This is a genomic window from Streptomyces sp. SID11385 (genome assembly GCF_010548245.1).
Lineage (GTDB): Bacteria > Actinomycetota > Actinomycetes > Streptomycetales > Streptomycetaceae > Streptomyces.
In genome coordinates, this window is record NZ_JAAGLR010000213.1 from 1 (window position 1) to 13,490 (window position 13,490).

General features: G+C 73.3%; 16 protein-coding genes. 10 read left to right on the top strand and 6 right to left on the bottom strand.

Annotation, left to right across the window (positions count from 1 at the left end; translation table 11 throughout):
- Positions 1-111 precede the first annotated feature (111 nt).
- The 7 genes from G3I42_RS06495 (at position 112) to G3I42_RS06525 (ending at position 5,308) form a co-directional block, all read left to right on the top strand.
- Entirely contained in the window at positions 112-795 is a 684-nt protein-coding gene (locus G3I42_RS06495) for a DUF1707 and DUF2154 domain-containing protein (RefSeq protein ID WP_164283219.1), read from the top strand.
- Positions 796-1,230: 435 nt separating this feature from the next.
- Positions 1,231-1,623 (top strand): WhiB family transcriptional regulator, encoded by a 393-nt coding sequence (locus G3I42_RS06500; protein WP_164283221.1) that lies wholly within the window; start codon positions 1,231-1,233, stop codon positions 1,621-1,623.
- A gap of 65 nt (positions 1,624-1,688) precedes the next feature.
- Entirely contained in the window at positions 1,689-2,297 is a 609-nt protein-coding gene (locus G3I42_RS06505; RefSeq protein ID WP_164283223.1) for a molybdopterin-dependent oxidoreductase, read from the top strand.
- Position 2,298: 1 nt separating this feature from the next.
- Complete coding sequence (locus tag G3I42_RS06510) at positions 2,299-3,048, top strand: FAD-binding oxidoreductase (protein WP_164283225.1); 750 nt, start codon at positions 2,299-2,301, stop codon at positions 3,046-3,048.
- A 28-nt stretch (positions 3,049-3,076) separates the two neighbouring features.
- Complete coding sequence (locus G3I42_RS06515; RefSeq protein ID WP_164283227.1) at positions 3,077-3,343, top strand: DUF6510 family protein; 267 nt, start codon at positions 3,077-3,079, stop codon at positions 3,341-3,343.
- Between the two features lie 85 nt (positions 3,344-3,428).
- Positions 3,429-4,025, top strand: a complete 597-nt coding sequence (locus G3I42_RS06520) for a helix-turn-helix domain-containing protein (protein WP_164283229.1) — start codon at positions 3,429-3,431, stop codon at positions 4,023-4,025.
- The gene (locus G3I42_RS06525) at positions 4,022-5,308 is read left to right on the top strand and encodes an MFS transporter (protein ID WP_164283230.1); all 1,287 of its coding nucleotides are present in this window, start codon (positions 4,022-4,024) and stop codon (positions 5,306-5,308) included. Before G3I42_RS06520 ends, G3I42_RS06525 begins: the two co-directional genes overlap by 4 nt.
- Before the next feature lie 75 nt (positions 5,309-5,383).
- Here G3I42_RS06525 and glpX read toward each other — a convergent pair whose 3' ends face one another.
- Positions 5,384-6,427, bottom strand: coding sequence for a class II fructose-bisphosphatase (gene glpX, locus G3I42_RS06530; protein ID WP_164283232.1), 1,044 nt, complete (start codon positions 6,425-6,427; stop codon positions 5,384-5,386).
- A gap of 169 nt (positions 6,428-6,596) precedes the next feature.
- Between glpX and G3I42_RS06535 the strand changes: the two genes are divergently transcribed.
- The gene (locus G3I42_RS06535) at positions 6,597-7,169 is read left to right on the top strand and encodes a DUF4245 domain-containing protein (protein ID WP_164283234.1); all 573 of its coding nucleotides are present in this window, start codon (positions 6,597-6,599) and stop codon (positions 7,167-7,169) included.
- Positions 7,170-7,274: 105 nt separating this feature from the next.
- Here G3I42_RS06535 and G3I42_RS06540 read toward each other — a convergent pair whose 3' ends face one another.
- The 4 genes from G3I42_RS06540 to G3I42_RS06555 all read right to left on the bottom strand — a co-directional run bounded on the left by G3I42_RS06540 (position 7,275) and on the right by G3I42_RS06555 (position 11,009).
- Positions 7,275-7,868, bottom strand: coding sequence for a malonic semialdehyde reductase (locus G3I42_RS06540; protein WP_164283236.1), 594 nt, complete (start codon positions 7,866-7,868; stop codon positions 7,275-7,277).
- Positions 7,869-8,013: 145 nt separating this feature from the next.
- The gene (locus tag G3I42_RS06545) at positions 8,014-8,265 is read right to left on the bottom strand and encodes an exodeoxyribonuclease VII small subunit (RefSeq protein WP_203606443.1); all 252 of its coding nucleotides are present in this window, start codon (positions 8,263-8,265) and stop codon (positions 8,014-8,016) included.
- Positions 8,266-8,270: 5 nt separating this feature from the next.
- On the bottom strand, positions 8,271-9,503 hold the full coding sequence (xseA, locus tag G3I42_RS06550) for an exodeoxyribonuclease VII large subunit (protein WP_164283240.1): 1,233 nt from the start codon (positions 9,501-9,503) through the stop codon (positions 8,271-8,273).
- 96 nt (positions 9,504-9,599) lie between these two features.
- A complete protein-coding gene (locus G3I42_RS06555) occupies positions 9,600-11,009 on the bottom strand; it encodes an APC family permease (RefSeq protein WP_164283242.1) in 1,410 nt (469 codons plus the stop codon).
- A 118-nt stretch (positions 11,010-11,127) separates the two neighbouring features.
- On the opposite strand from G3I42_RS06555, the gene G3I42_RS06560 reads away from it, so the two are divergent.
- Entirely contained in the window at positions 11,128-12,171 is a 1,044-nt protein-coding gene (locus G3I42_RS06560; protein ID WP_164283244.1) for a 4-hydroxy-3-methylbut-2-enyl diphosphate reductase, read from the top strand.
- A 72-nt stretch (positions 12,172-12,243) separates the two neighbouring features.
- Positions 12,244-12,990 carry an ROK family protein gene (locus G3I42_RS06565; RefSeq protein ID WP_164283246.1) on the top strand — a complete coding sequence of 249 codons (747 nt, stop codon included), beginning with the start codon at positions 12,244-12,246 and terminating at the stop codon, positions 12,988-12,990.
- Between the two features lie 22 nt (positions 12,991-13,012).
- On the opposite strand, the gene G3I42_RS06570 is transcribed toward G3I42_RS06565, so the two are convergent.
- On the bottom strand, positions 13,013-13,490 hold a 478-nt coding region (locus G3I42_RS06570), incomplete at its 5' end, for a DUF6542 domain-containing protein (protein WP_239096296.1).

The following is a 13,490-nucleotide window of genomic DNA, read 5'->3' on the forward strand; positions in this document are numbered from 1 at the left end:
GGGCGCGGGGAGGCCGCACTGTGCGAGCCGGGCGTGCGGCGCGGGCGCGCGGCTGGAAAGCGGCTGTCGCGAGGGGTGTCGCGATCTATCGCGTTTCGGTACGCTGCCGCCGTGGACCTCGACAAGCGCCCCCAGACCGCCCAGCGCCCCACGACGACCGCGCGGGACGGTGCGGGCGGCAGTCCCGCCCTGCGCGCCTCGGACGCGGACCGCGACCACTACGCGGCGATCCTGCGCGAAGCGCTCGCGGAGGGCCGCCTGACCGCCGAGGAGCACGCGGAGCGCGTGGAGGCCGTCTTCACCGCCCGTACGCACGCCGACCTCGAACCCCTCGTCGCCGACCTCCCGCGCGCCGGTACGACACCGGGCGCCCCGGCCGCGGCCCCCGCCGGGCCCCCGCCGCAGGCCGGCCCCCAGGAGGACCTGTACGCGGTCTTCTCGCAGGCCGTGCGCCGGGGCCACTGGCGCCCGGCGGCCCGCATCCGCGCGTTCGCGATCTTCGGGAGCGTCGAGATCGACCTCAGTGAGGCGATCTTCGAGCACCGCCGCGTCACCATCCGCGCCTTCTCGCTCTTCGGCAGCGTGGAGATCCGCGTCCCCGAGAACGTGACGCTGCACGGCGGCGGCAGCGGAGTCCTCGGCCAGTTCGAGGTCGAGGGCCTTCAGGCCGCCGACCCCGAGGCCCCGTCCGTCGACGTCGAGGGCCTCGCGATCCTGGGCAGCGTGGAGGCGGCGCCGAAGCGGGGGCGGCTGATTCGGGAGCTGTCGCGGCACTTGCGGAAGCGGTTGGGCTGAGAAGCGGAAGCGGGCAGCCCCCGCCCTCCCAGGGGGGCTCCCCGTAACAAGTCTTTCGCACCTTCGCGCCCCGCAGTCCCCCTTTTCCGCCTCTCCGTCCGAATCTGTGGAAAACCTCGCGGAACTCGTCACGGTCGCCACCTGAACGGGTGAGACGATTTCTGTTTCGACGCGGAAATTCGTGGTTATCCACAGGCGCGCCCCGCACGGAGAGTCATGCCCTGTGGGTGAGTGAGCACTCACCCACTTCGGGGGTACCCCTCAGCCAGCGGCCCCGCACCCCGCCCCGCCCCCCGCCGTGCACCCCGCCCCACCCCGCCCCTCCCGACGCCGCGTCCCCACGCAGTGCATAGGCGCGCGCACAGCGGGTAGAGCTTGCTCCATCGCTCGTCACACGTCGCTCGCGTAGCCGTTAGCCGTCGTCAGGAGTAGACCGTGCTGTACTCGCCGCGTCAGTCCCTCCCGATCAGCGCCATCCCCCAGCAGCGGTCCCCCGAGCCGGAGCGCCGGCGCGACACGAGCACCCCACCACGCCCCACCGCCAGCGTCCCGTCCCGCGACAAGGACACCCCCTGGCACGCCGAGGCCGTCTGCCGCCGCGACGAGGCGGGCCTCTTCTTCGCCCCCTCCAAGGAGCCCACGGCCGCGCGCCTCTCCCGCGAGGACGCCGCCAAGCGCGTCTGCGCCGGCTGTCCGGTACGGGTCGAGTGCCGCGAGCACGCGCTGGTCCAGCCCGAGCCGTACGGGGTCTGGGGCGGCCTCACGGCGGCCGAGCGCCGCGTCCTCCTCGCCCGCCGCCGACGCCGCGCGGTCGCCACGGCCCGCTGACGCGGGGGCCGCCGCAGGGCGCGGCCCCGAGTTGCGCCCCCCGCCCCCCGTACGAGCCTGGAAGGGTGAACGCACTCACCCCCGGCTTCCACGGAAAGCCCCGGCGGCTCACCGACCGGCTGCCCCCGGGCCAGTACCCGACGGAGATGTTCCCCGTCCTCTCCGCCGGGCCCACCCCGCGCCTGCGCACCGAGGCGTACACCTTCACGCTCACCTCCGAGACGGGCGAGCGGCACACCTGGGACTGGGACGGTCTCCTCGCGCTGCCGCAGGAGGAGGTCACCACCGACATCCACTGCGTGACCCGGTGGTCGAAGTTCGGCACGCGGTGGAAGGGCGTCGCCCTCGACACCCTGCTCGAAGCCGCGGGCGGCGCCGGGCCGCGCGCCCGGCACCTCGTCGCCGAGTCCCACGGCGGCTACACGACGAACCTCCCGCTCGCCGAGGTCACCGGCGGGCGCGCCTGGATCGTCCACGAGTACGACGGGTTCCCCGTCTCGCCCGAGCACGGCGGCCCGCTGCGGCTGCTCGTCCCGCGCCTGTACTTCTGGAAATCGGCGAAGTGGCTCGGGGGCATCCGCCTCACGGTCGAGGACGAGCCCGGCTTCTGGGAGAACGCGGGCTACCACAACCACGGCGACCCCTGGCGCGAAGAGCGCACCTGGAGCGACTGACATGGCCGCCCCCGCCGCCCGCCGCGGCGGCACCCCGTACCAGCACTGGGCGCGCGCGACCCTGCTCTCGCGCACCCCGGAGACCGGCACCGCGCGCACCCTCGTGCTCCGCGCCCCCGGCTGGCCGGGCCACCTGCCCGGGCAGCACATCGACATCCGCCTCACCGCCGACGACGGCTACCAGGCCGCCCGCAGCTACTCGCTCGCCGCGCCCGGCAAGGGCGAACACCTGGAGGTCGGCGTCCAGCCCGTGGACGACGGCGAGGTCTCGCCCTACCTCGCCGAGGACCTGCCGGTCGGCGCCGACGTGGAGATACGCGGCCCCCTCGGCGGCTGGTTTCTCTGGCGCCCCGAGCGCGCCACCGCCCCCGTGCTGCTCCTCGCGGGCGGCTCCGGCGTCGTCCCGCTGATGGCGATGCTCCGCGGTCACCGCACCTCGGGGGCGCGCGTCCCGGCCCGCCTCGTCTACTCCGTACGCGATCCGGCGCAGGTCTGGTACGGGGCGGAACTCGCCGCCGCGGCCCCGCCCGTGTCCGTACGGCTCCTGCACACCAGGACCGCGCCGCCCGGCGACCCGCGCCCACCGGGCCGGATCGCGAGCGCCGACCTCCCCGGGGCCGACAGCCCCTTCGCCCCCGGCGTCCCCGACGTCTTCGTCTGCGGCCCGACCGGCTTCGTCGAGTACGCGGCCGACCTGCTCCTCCTCGCGGGCCACCCCGCGGAGCGCATCCGCACCGAACGCTTCGGCTGACACACCGACACACGCCAGGAGTTGACCCATGACCAGTGCGTACCTCGACGGCAACGCCCTCGCCGGCCCCCTCGCCCCGATCCTCGCGGTCGACCCCACGACCGCCTGGCGCCACTGCCCGCACTGCGGCCTGCGGGGCCCGCTCGCCGGGCTGCGCGTCTACGGCCCCGAGCCGGGCCTCACCGCCCGCTGCCCCGGCTGCGAGGCGATCGCCCTCCGCGTCATGACCGAGGGTCCCTTCACCTGGCTCTCCCTCGGCAGCCCGGACGGCGCCTTCCGCTTCCGCACCGGCTGAGCCGCACCGGATACGGCGCCAAGTTACAGAGACTTCTCTGCACAGAACCCTGTGCAGAGAAATCTCTGTAACCTATGCTCCCCTCATGACGACAGAGCCCTCCGGCACTCCCCGTCCCTCCCGTCGCATCGACGCCCGCAGCCTGCGCGGTATCGCGCACCCTCTGCGCATGAGCCTGCTCGAAGCACTCAGCCTCGACGGCCCCGCGACCGCCACCGTCCTCGCGGCCCGCCTCGGCGAGAACACCGGCACGGTGAGCTGGCACCTGCGCCAGCTCGCCGAGCACGGCTTCATCGAGGAGGAGACCGGACGCGGCACGAAGCGCGAGCGCTGGTGGCGGCGCACCGAGGCCAAGAACGACCTGCGCACGGCCGACTTCCGCGAGGACCCGGAGAGCCGGGGCGCGCTCTCGGTCTACCTGAACGAACTCGTACGGCAGTACTTCCAGCGCGTGGCCACGTACGTGGCCGAGGACTGGGACGACACCTGGCGAGGAGCCGGCATGCTCTCCGACTGGTCCGGCATGCGGCTGACTCCCGACCAACTCCGGGCGCTGAACGCGGAATTGAGCGAGGTCATCGCGCGGCACGCCCCCGCGCCGGACGCGGAGCCCGGCCCGGACGCGCTGCCCGTCGTCGTGCAACTCCAGTCCTTCCCGCGCGCACCCAGGGACGCGGGATGAGCGCGCGGGGCGGACTCCTGCGCACGCACGGCGACTTCAGGCTGCTGTGGTGCGGCGAGACGACGGGGAAGTTCGGCGCCTCCGTCACGAGTGTGTCGATGCCACTGATCGCCGTCGCGACCCTGCACGCGGGGCCCTTCACCGTGGGGCTGCTCACCGCCGCTTCCTGGGCTCCCTGGCTGCTCATCGGGCTGCCCGCCGGCGCCTGGGTGGACAGGCTGCCGCGCCGCCCGGTCATGCTCGTGGCCGCGGCGGTCTCGCTCGTCCTCTTCGCCGCGCTCCCGCTCGCCGCGTCGACGGGCAGGCTGAGCGTTCCGCTCCTGCTCGCCGTGGCGCTCCTCACGGGCACGGCCGCCGTCTTCTTCCAGACCGCCTACACCGCCTACCTCCCCACCCTCCTCGCCCCCGAGGAACAGGCCGAGGGCAACGCCAAACTCCAGGGCAGCGCCTCCGCCGCGCAGATCGCGGGCCTCGGCACCGGCGGCCTGATCGCCCACCTGGCGGGCGCCGTCAACGCGATGTACGTCAACGCCGCGACCTTTCTGGTCTCGCTGCTGTGCCTGGGACGCATCCGGCACCGCGAGCCGCGCGACACGTCGAAGGGCGCCCGCACGACCTCGCTCGTGGGCGAAGTGGCCGACGGACTGCGCCTCGTGGCCCGCGATCCCTGGCTGCGCCCGCTCACGCTCTTCGGCGCCGCGTCCAATCTCGCCCTCATGGGCTACCAGTCGATCCAGGTCGTCTTCCTGGTCAGGGACATCGGCGTGGACCCGGGCGGCGTCGGGGTCCTCATCGCCTCGACGAGCGTCGGAGGCGTCGCGGGGGCCTTCCTCGCCCGCGGGGCGGTCGGCAGGCTCGGTACGGCCCGCGCCCTCCTGCTCTTCGAACTCGGCTTCGCTGTACCGGCGTTGCTCATGCCGCTGGCCTTCGGCGGGGCCGGGCTCGCGCTCTTCGTGGCGGGCGGCTTCAGCGTCACGGCGGGCGTCGTCGCGGGCAACGTCGTCGCCTCCGGCTTCCGGCAGCGCTACTGCCCCCCGGAGCTGCGCGGCCGGCTCGCGGCGAGCGCGGCCTTCCTCGCGTACGGGACGATCCCGCTCGGTGCCCTGCTCGGCGGCACCCTCGGCAGCGTCCTCGGCCCGCGCGCGGCGCTCGCGCTGACCAGCGCGGGGGTCCCGCTCGCCGCGCTGATCCTCCGCTTCTCGCCGATCGGCCGCACCCGGGACCTCCCCCTGAGCCGCGAACGAGCGGAGGACGGACCCGTCCCGGCGGCGTCGTCCGCGTAGCGCCTCCCGCGCACGCCGGGCGGGGGTACGGGTGCCCTGAACCCCGTGCCCCCGCCGGCTTCCGGCGCCGCGGCGTCAGTTGGCCCGGTCGAAGTCCACGCTCGCGTAGGCGCGCAGCTTCGAGAGGCGGTGGGTCGAGTCGATCTGGCGGATCGTGCCCGACTTCGAGCGCATCACGAGGGACTGCGTCGTCGCCGTCTCGGAGCGGTAGCGGACGCCGCGCAGGAGTTCGCCGTCCGTGATGCCGGTCGCGACGAAGAAGACGTTCTCGCCGGAGACCAGGTCGTCCGTGGACAGGACGCGGTCGAGGTCGTGTCCCGCGTCGACGGCGCGCTGCCGCTCGGCCTCGTCCTTCGGCCACAGTTTGCCCTGGATCACGCCGCCGAGGCACTTGATCGCGCAGGCGCTGATGATGCCCTCGGGGGTGCCGCCGATCCCCATGAGCAGGTCGACTCCCGTGCCCTCGCGCACCGCCATGACCGAACCGGCCACGTCGCCGTCCGAGATGAACTTGATGCGGGCGCCCGTCTCGCGGATCTCGCGGACGATGCCCTCGTGGCGGGGCCGGTCGAGCACGACGACGGTGACGTCCTCGGGCGTCGAGTGCTTGGCCTTCGCGACCCGGCGGATGTTCACCGCGACGGGCGCGTTGATGTCGACGAAGTCGGCGGCCTCGGGGCCCGTCACCAGTTTGTCCATGTAGAAGACGGCGGATGGGTCGAACATCGTGCCCCGGTCGGCGGCGGCCAGTACGGCGATCGCGTTCGGCATGCCCTTCGCACAGAGGGTCGTGCCGTCGATCGGGTCGACCGCGATATCGCACTCGGGTCCGGTCCCGTCGCCGATCCGCTCCCCGTTGAAGAGCATCGGGGCCTCGTCCTTCTCGCCCTCGCCGATCACCACGACACCGCTCATGGAGACCGTCGAGACGAGCGAACGCATCGCCCGCACGGCGGCACCGTCCGCCCCGTTCTTCTCGCCGCGCCCGACCCAGCGCCCCGCGGCCATCGCGGCGGCCTCGGTGACTCGGACGAGTTCGAGGGCGAGGTTGCGGTCCGGGGCCTCCGGGGATACGTCGAGGGGGCCTGGCAGGTGGTGTTCGGCGTGCTCAGAGGTCATCGGGCTGCACCTTCCTGATGCGAGCGGGCCGGTCTGGTGCGAGCGGACCGGAAAACGAGGGTTGCTCTCGATTTTATCCGTCAGTACGACAAAATGAGCGATCGCCCCCACGGATGAGCGGCCGGGGCCCGGCGTGTGCCGCGCCGGGCGGGTCTGGGACGATGGGCGCGTGGCAGGCAAGAGCGGTAAGCAGACGGTGCGGGACATGATCCTGTCGCTCGGCGTGATCGTCGCGATCGCGGCCGGCATCTGGATCTTCGTCCCGCATGACGATTCCAAGGACCCGGTCAAGCGGGTCGACTACCGCGTCGAGCTGGCGACCGCGCAGCGCGCCGCGGCCTATCCGGTGGCGGCCCCCGAGGGCCTGCCGAAGACGTGGAAGCCGACCTCGGTCAGGTACCGCGCCGAGGACGGCGACGCCTGGCACCTCGGGTACCTCGACCCGCACGAGAAGTACGTGGCGGTCGAGCAGTCCACGAAGGACCCGGCTGAGTTCATCGAGAGCGTGACGCAGGAGGCCCGCAAGGCGGGCGCCGCGACGTCCATCAACGGCCGCGAGTGGCAGCCGTACAAGGGCGACCGCTACGACGCGCTCGTGCTGCGCGAGGGCAAGTCGACGACCGTCGTGACCGGCTCGGCGAGCCCGGCGCAGCTCAAGGCATTCGCCGCGGCCCTGCGCACCACGGACGCCGCGGACGCCACGACCTCCGCGTCGGCGGAGCCGAGCCCGCGCGCTGCCTGAGCCCGCCCGCCGCCCCCGTACGGCGGCAAGCACACGGCACGAAGCCCCGGAAACGCCGTTGTTTCCGGGGCTCGCCAGTGTCGCGCCCGTCGCCGGGCGCACCGCTCAGACGGTGGTGAAGACCTCGTCGAAGGCCAGGCGCGGCAGGCGCGGGAACGGCGCGGCGTCGGCGCCCGGCTTGCCGATGTTGATGATCATCAGCGGGGTGTGGTCCTCGTCCAGGAACTCCTTCTGGACGCCGGGGAAGTCGAAGCCGGTCATGGGGCCGGCGGCGAGCCCGGCGGCACGGATGCCGATGATGAAGTAACCGGCCTGAAGGGTCGCGTTGATCGGGGCGACCTGCTCGCGCACGACGCGGGCCGAGAAGTAGGCGTCGGCGATGCCGGGGGCGTGCGGGACGAGCTTGGGCAGCTCCGCGTGGAACTCGTTGTCGGTCGACAGGATCGCGACGAGCGGCGCCGTGGCGGTCTTCGCCTGGTTGCCCTCGGCCATGAGCGGCACGAGGCGCTCGCGGGCCTCGGGGGAGCGGACCAGGGTGACGCGCAGCGGCGACTGGTTGAACGCGGTGGGGCCGAACTTGATCAGGTCGTAGACGGCCTGGATCTGCTCGTCGGTCACCGGCTCATCGGTGAAGGTGTTCGCCGTGCGGGCCTCGCGGAAGAGGAGGTCCTGGGTGGCGGCGTCGAGAACGAGCGACATGCGGTGGTACCTCGTAAAGGGGAAGGAGCCCTGGTGAGGGCCTGAACGGCACCCACGCTACGTCGCCCGACGTTGAATTTTCAACAAAAAGCGGTCCGACGTGATCCGCTTAACAGCGAAGACCGGCTCGACGGCGAAGACCCGCTCAGTCCTCCTCGTCCCCCTCCGCCCCCGCCCCGTCGTCCTCGCGCTCCGCGAGCGCCGCGTCGAGCCGGGCCCTCGCGCCCTCCAGCCACGTACGGCAGATGCGGGCCAGTTCCTCGCCGCGCTCCCACAGCGCGAGCGATTCCTCCAGCGTCGCGCCGCCCGATTCGAGCCGGCGCACGACGTCGACCAGCTCCGCCCGCGCCTCCTCGTACCCCAGCGCGGGCCCCTCGGCCGTGGTCGTCGCTCCCATGTCCTTCACCCTTCTTCGTCGTTTTCGCGGCGCTCCGCGCGCCGCACCGTGAACTCGCCCTCCGCGACCCGCGCCCGCAACTCCTCGTCCACCGCGACCTCCTCGGCCGCACGCACCACCGCCCCGTCCGCGCGCTGGAGCACCGCGTACCCGCGCCGCAGCGTCGCCGCGGGGGAGAGGGCGACGACGCGCGCGAGGGTGTGGGTGAGGTCGGAGTCGGCGCGGTCGAGCAGATGGCCCACCGTGCGGCGGGCGCGGGCGATCTCGGCGCCGATCTCCTCGTCCCGCCCGGCCACGAGCCGGTACGGGTCCCGCAGCGCCGAGTGCGCGAGCGCCTGCTCCAGCCCCTGCGCCTCGCGCTCGACAAGTGCGCGGATCGCGTACCGCCCCCGGTCGCGGGTCTGGCGCACCCGCTCCAGCTCCTCGCCCACGTCCGGGACGACGCGCTTGGCCGCGTCGGTCGGGGTCGAGGCGCGCAGGTCGGCGACGAGGTCGAGCAGCGGCGTGTCCGGCTCGTGGCCGATGGCCGAGACGACGGGGGTGCGGCAGGCGGCGACCGTACGGATCAGCTCGGCGTCCGAGAAGGGCAGCAGGTCCTCCACGCTGCCGCCGCCGCGCGCGACGATGATCACGTCCACGTCCGGGTGCGCGTCGAGTTCCCTGACGGCGCCGACGACCTGCGAGACCGCGTGCACGCCCTGGACGGCCACCTCCCGGGTCTCGAACCGGACGGCGGGCCAGCGCGCCTCGGCGTTCTTGATGACGTCCCGCTCGGCCGCCGAGGCGCGGCCCGTGACGAGGCCGATGCGGCGCGGCAGGAACGGCAGCGGGCGCTTGCGGTCCGCCGCGAAGAGCCCTTCGGCCGTCAGCTCCCGCTTCAGCCGCTCCAGCTTGACGAGCAGCTCACCGATGCCGACGGGGCGGATCTCGGCGGCGCGCAGGGAGAGCGAGCCGCGCCCCTGGTACCACTCCGGCTTCGCCCGTACGACGATCCGCGAGCCCTCCGTGACGACGTCGGCGACGGCGTCGAAGACGGGCCGGAAGCACGTCACCGAGATCGAGACGTCGTGCGAGGAGTCGCGGAAGGTGAGGAAGACGACCCGCGCCCCCGGCCGCCGCGAGATCTGCGTGACCTGCCCCTCGACCCACACCTCCCCGAGCCGCGAAACCCAGTCCCCGATGAGCCGCGACACCTCCCGGACAGGGAGGGCGGCTTCAGGGGTGGTGGTGACAGGCATGCCCCGAGCGTAACGGCAAATAATCCAGCCCCTCCGGCGATTGAGGAGCGGGGCCTGGGGCGGAGCCCCAGAACACCTGCGCCGCAGAAAGCGCCCCTACCGCACCACCCGCCACTGCGTCACCAGCACCACCAGCCCGGCGGCCAGCCAAATCGCCCCGACCACCTGCGCCGAGCTCGTCGCCTCGACGATCACCGCCACCGTGATCGCCGCCCCCACCACCGGAATCAGCACGTGCCGCCACCAGCTCGGCCGCCCGTCGCCCCGCTGGACGGCGAACCAGCCGACCACGCTCGCGTGCAGCAGCGTGAACGCGCTCAGCGCCCCCACGTTCACGACCGAGCTGAGGTCGTCCAGCCCCGTGTCGCGGTTCGCCGCCCACAGGGCCGCCGCGCACGTGATGACGGCCGAGACGAGCAGCGCCACGCGCGGGACGCCGTCCCACGTACGGGACAGCAGGCGCGGCAGCCGCCGGTCGCGGCCCATCGCGAAGAGCAGCCGCCCCGCCGCCGCCTGCCCGGCGAGCGCCGCGAACGCCGCCCCGATCGCCTTGCTCACCGCGACGAGGTCGTGCAGCCAGCCCCCCACCGACGCGTCCACCGCGTCGTAGAAGGCCGAGCCCTGCGCCTCCGGGTGCGAGGCCAGGTGCGCGGACGAGTCAGGTTCGAGGAGCGCCACCAGGTACGTCTGGAGGATGAAGAGCACGCCCGCGAGCGCGAGGCAGAACAGCAGCGCCCGCGCCACCTTCGCCGAGCCGCCCGTCGTCTCCTCGGCGAACGTGGCGATCGCGTCGAAGCCGAGGTACGAGAGCACCGCGACCGACACCGCGCCGACGACCGCCGAGACGGCGAACGTGCTCGTGTCCCCGGTGAACGGCGACCACCAGTCCCGCGTCGCCCCGTCCCGTACGAGGATCACGATCGCGGAGACGCAGAAGACGAGCAGCACCACGATCTCCATCGCGAGCACCGCGAAGCCGACCCGCGCGGCGGCCCGCACCCCCCACAGATTGAGGGCGGTCGTGATGACGACCGCCGCCGCCGTCCACACCCAGCGCGAGACGTCCGGCACGAGCGAGTTCATCGCGATGCCCGAGAAGAGGTACGCCACGGCCGGGATCAGGAGGTAGTCGAGCATCACCATCCACCCGGCGACGAACCCCGCCTGCCGCCCGAGCCCCGCCCGCGCGTAGGCGAAGACGGAGCCCGCGTGCGGCACGACCCGCACCATGAGCGAGTAGCTGTACGCCGTGAAGGCCATCGCGATCGTCGCGACGACGTAGACGAGCGCGACCGCGCCGTGCGACTTCGCGTCGAGCGTGCCGAAGATGCCGACCGGGGCCATGGGGGCGATGAAGAGGAGCCCGTACACGACGAGGTCGCGGAAGCCCAGCTCACGGTGGAGGCGCCCCGCACCGGCCACCGGTGGCGGTGCCCCCGGATCGACGGCGGGACTCGCTCCCTCGCCCGGCTCGGGTCCCTCGTGCCTCGCGCGCTCGTCGCTCACCCGTGCTCCTCCTCCTGTCCGTGATCGCGGCTTCTCCTCCTGTCCGTGATCGCGTACCCGCCAGTCTGGGCGAGGTGCGCCCCCGGGTCCCGCCCGACACGGCCGTACGATGGGCGGCATGACTGCTACGCCCAGCCCGACGCCCGACCGGACCCCCGGAACGCAGGCGGCGCCGCGCGCAGGCAAACGCGTGCTGCTCGCCGCGCCGCGCGGCTACTGCGCCGGCGTCGACCGTGCCGTGATCGCCGTGGAGAAGGCCCTGGAGCAGTACGGCGCCCCGGTCTACGTCCGCCACGAGATCGTCCACAACAAGTACGTCGTGAAGACCCTGGAGAAGAAGGGCGCCATCTTCGTCGAGCAGACCGACGAGGTGCCCGAGGGCTCCATCGTCATGTTCTCCGCACACGGCGTCGCGCCGACCGTGCACGAGGAGGCCGCCGCGCGGAGGCTCGCGACGATCGACGCGACCTGCCCGCTCGTCACCAAGGTGCACCGCGAGGCCGTGCGGTACGCGAACGAGGACTACGACATCCTCCTCATCGGCCACGAGGGCCACGAGGAGGTCATCGGCACCTCCGGCGAGGCCCCCGACCACATCACGCTCGTGGACGGCCCCGACGACGTCGCCAACGTCGAGGTCCGCGACGAGAAGAAGGTCGTGTGGCTCTCGCAGACGACCCTCTCCGTCGACGAGACGATGGAGACCGTCGACGCGCTCAAGACCAAGTTCCCCGGCCTCGTCTCGCCGCCCAGCGACGACATCTGCTACGCCACGCAGAACCGCCAGACGGCCGTCAAGCAGATGGGCGCCGACGCCGACCTCGTCATCGTCGTCGGCTCGAAGAACTCCTCGAACTCGGTCCGCCTCGTCGAGGTCGCCAAGGGCGCGGGCGCGCGCGACGCGCACCTCGTGGACGAGGCCGCCGAGATCGACGCGGCCTGGTTCGACGGCGTCGAGACCGTCGGCGTGACCTCCGGCGCCTCGGTCCCCGAGGTCCTCGTCGACGGCGTCCTCGCGTTCCTCGCGGAGCGCGGCTACGAGGACGTGGAGATCGTCAAGGCGGCGGAGGAGTCGATCACCTTCTCGCTGCCCAAGGAGCTGCGCCGCGACCTGCGCGCGGAGGCGGCGGCCCTCGCGGCGGGCGCGCGTACGGCGGGCTGACGCCGCGTCGAGGAGCCCCCGGCCGCCGCGTAACGCGGTCAGGCACGGGGGGTCCGTCGTACGGTGGTGCCCATGCAGATCTTCGGCGTGGACATCGGCGGCTCGGGCATCAAGGGCGCGCCCGTGGACCTGGACCTCGGCGACCTGGCGCAGCCGCGCCACAAGGTCCTCACCCCGCACCCGGCGACCCCCGAGGGCGTCGCGGAGAAGGTGAAGGAGGTCGTGGACCACTTCGGCTGGCAGGGCCCGGTCGGGGTCACCTTCCCCGGCGTGATCACGGACGGCACGGTACGTACCGCCGCGAACGTGGACAAGAGCTGGGTCGGTACGCACATCGAGGGCCTCCTCGGTGACCGCCTCGGCTCCGGCTGCCCCGTCACCGCGCTCAACGACGCGGACGCGGCGGGCCTCGCCGAGATGCGCTTCGGCGCGGGCAAGGGCCGCACCGGCACGGTGATCGTCCTGACCTTCGGGACCGGCATCGGCTCCGGGCTCTTCACGAACGGCGTGCTCGTGCCGAACACGGAGCTGGGGCACCTGGAGCTGGACGGGCACGACGCCGAGAAGCGGGCCTCCTCGAAGGTCAAGGAGGACCACGACATGAGCTACCCGCACTGGGCGAAGCGGGTCGAGAAGTACCTCGCCCACGTCGAGATGCTCTTCTCGCCGGAACTCCTCGTCATCGGCGGCGGCGTGAGCCGCAAGTCCGAGAAGTTCCTCCCCCACATCGAGGGAATCCGCGCCGACCTCGTCCCGGCCCAGCTCCAGAACAACGCGGGGATCGTGGGAGCGGCGATGCGGGCGGCGGAACGCGGCTGAGCCGGCCGGGGCCGGCCGCCCCTCACCTCGGCGGCCGGCCCTTCCCCCGTACGGAGGCCGCGGCGCGCCGCCGCACCATCCGCACCTTCCGCGCCATCACGAGCGCCACCGCCACGGCCGTACCGGCGTACAGCCACCCCGCGTGCACCGCGAGCGCCGTGACCACCCCCACCGCGTGACCGGCGAGCCCGCCGTCGCTCTCGGCGAGCGGGGTGAGGCCCACGGCGAAGGCGATCGGTACGGCGACGGGCGCCGCGAAGAGGTCCGCGGGCCGCACCCACAGCGCGGCGAGCACGCTCACGGGCAGGAAGAGCAGCCCGTACACGAGCACCGAGGACCCGGCGGCGAGCGCGATGCCGGAGGCGAGCAGCATCGCCGCGGCGGCGAAGAGCCCGGTGCCGAGCCCGGTGAGCCGGGGCCCGGGAATGCGGGAGGGGGTACGGGTCGCGCCCGAGGCGGTACGGGGGCGGCGCGGCGGACGGGGACGGGCCTCGCGCCCC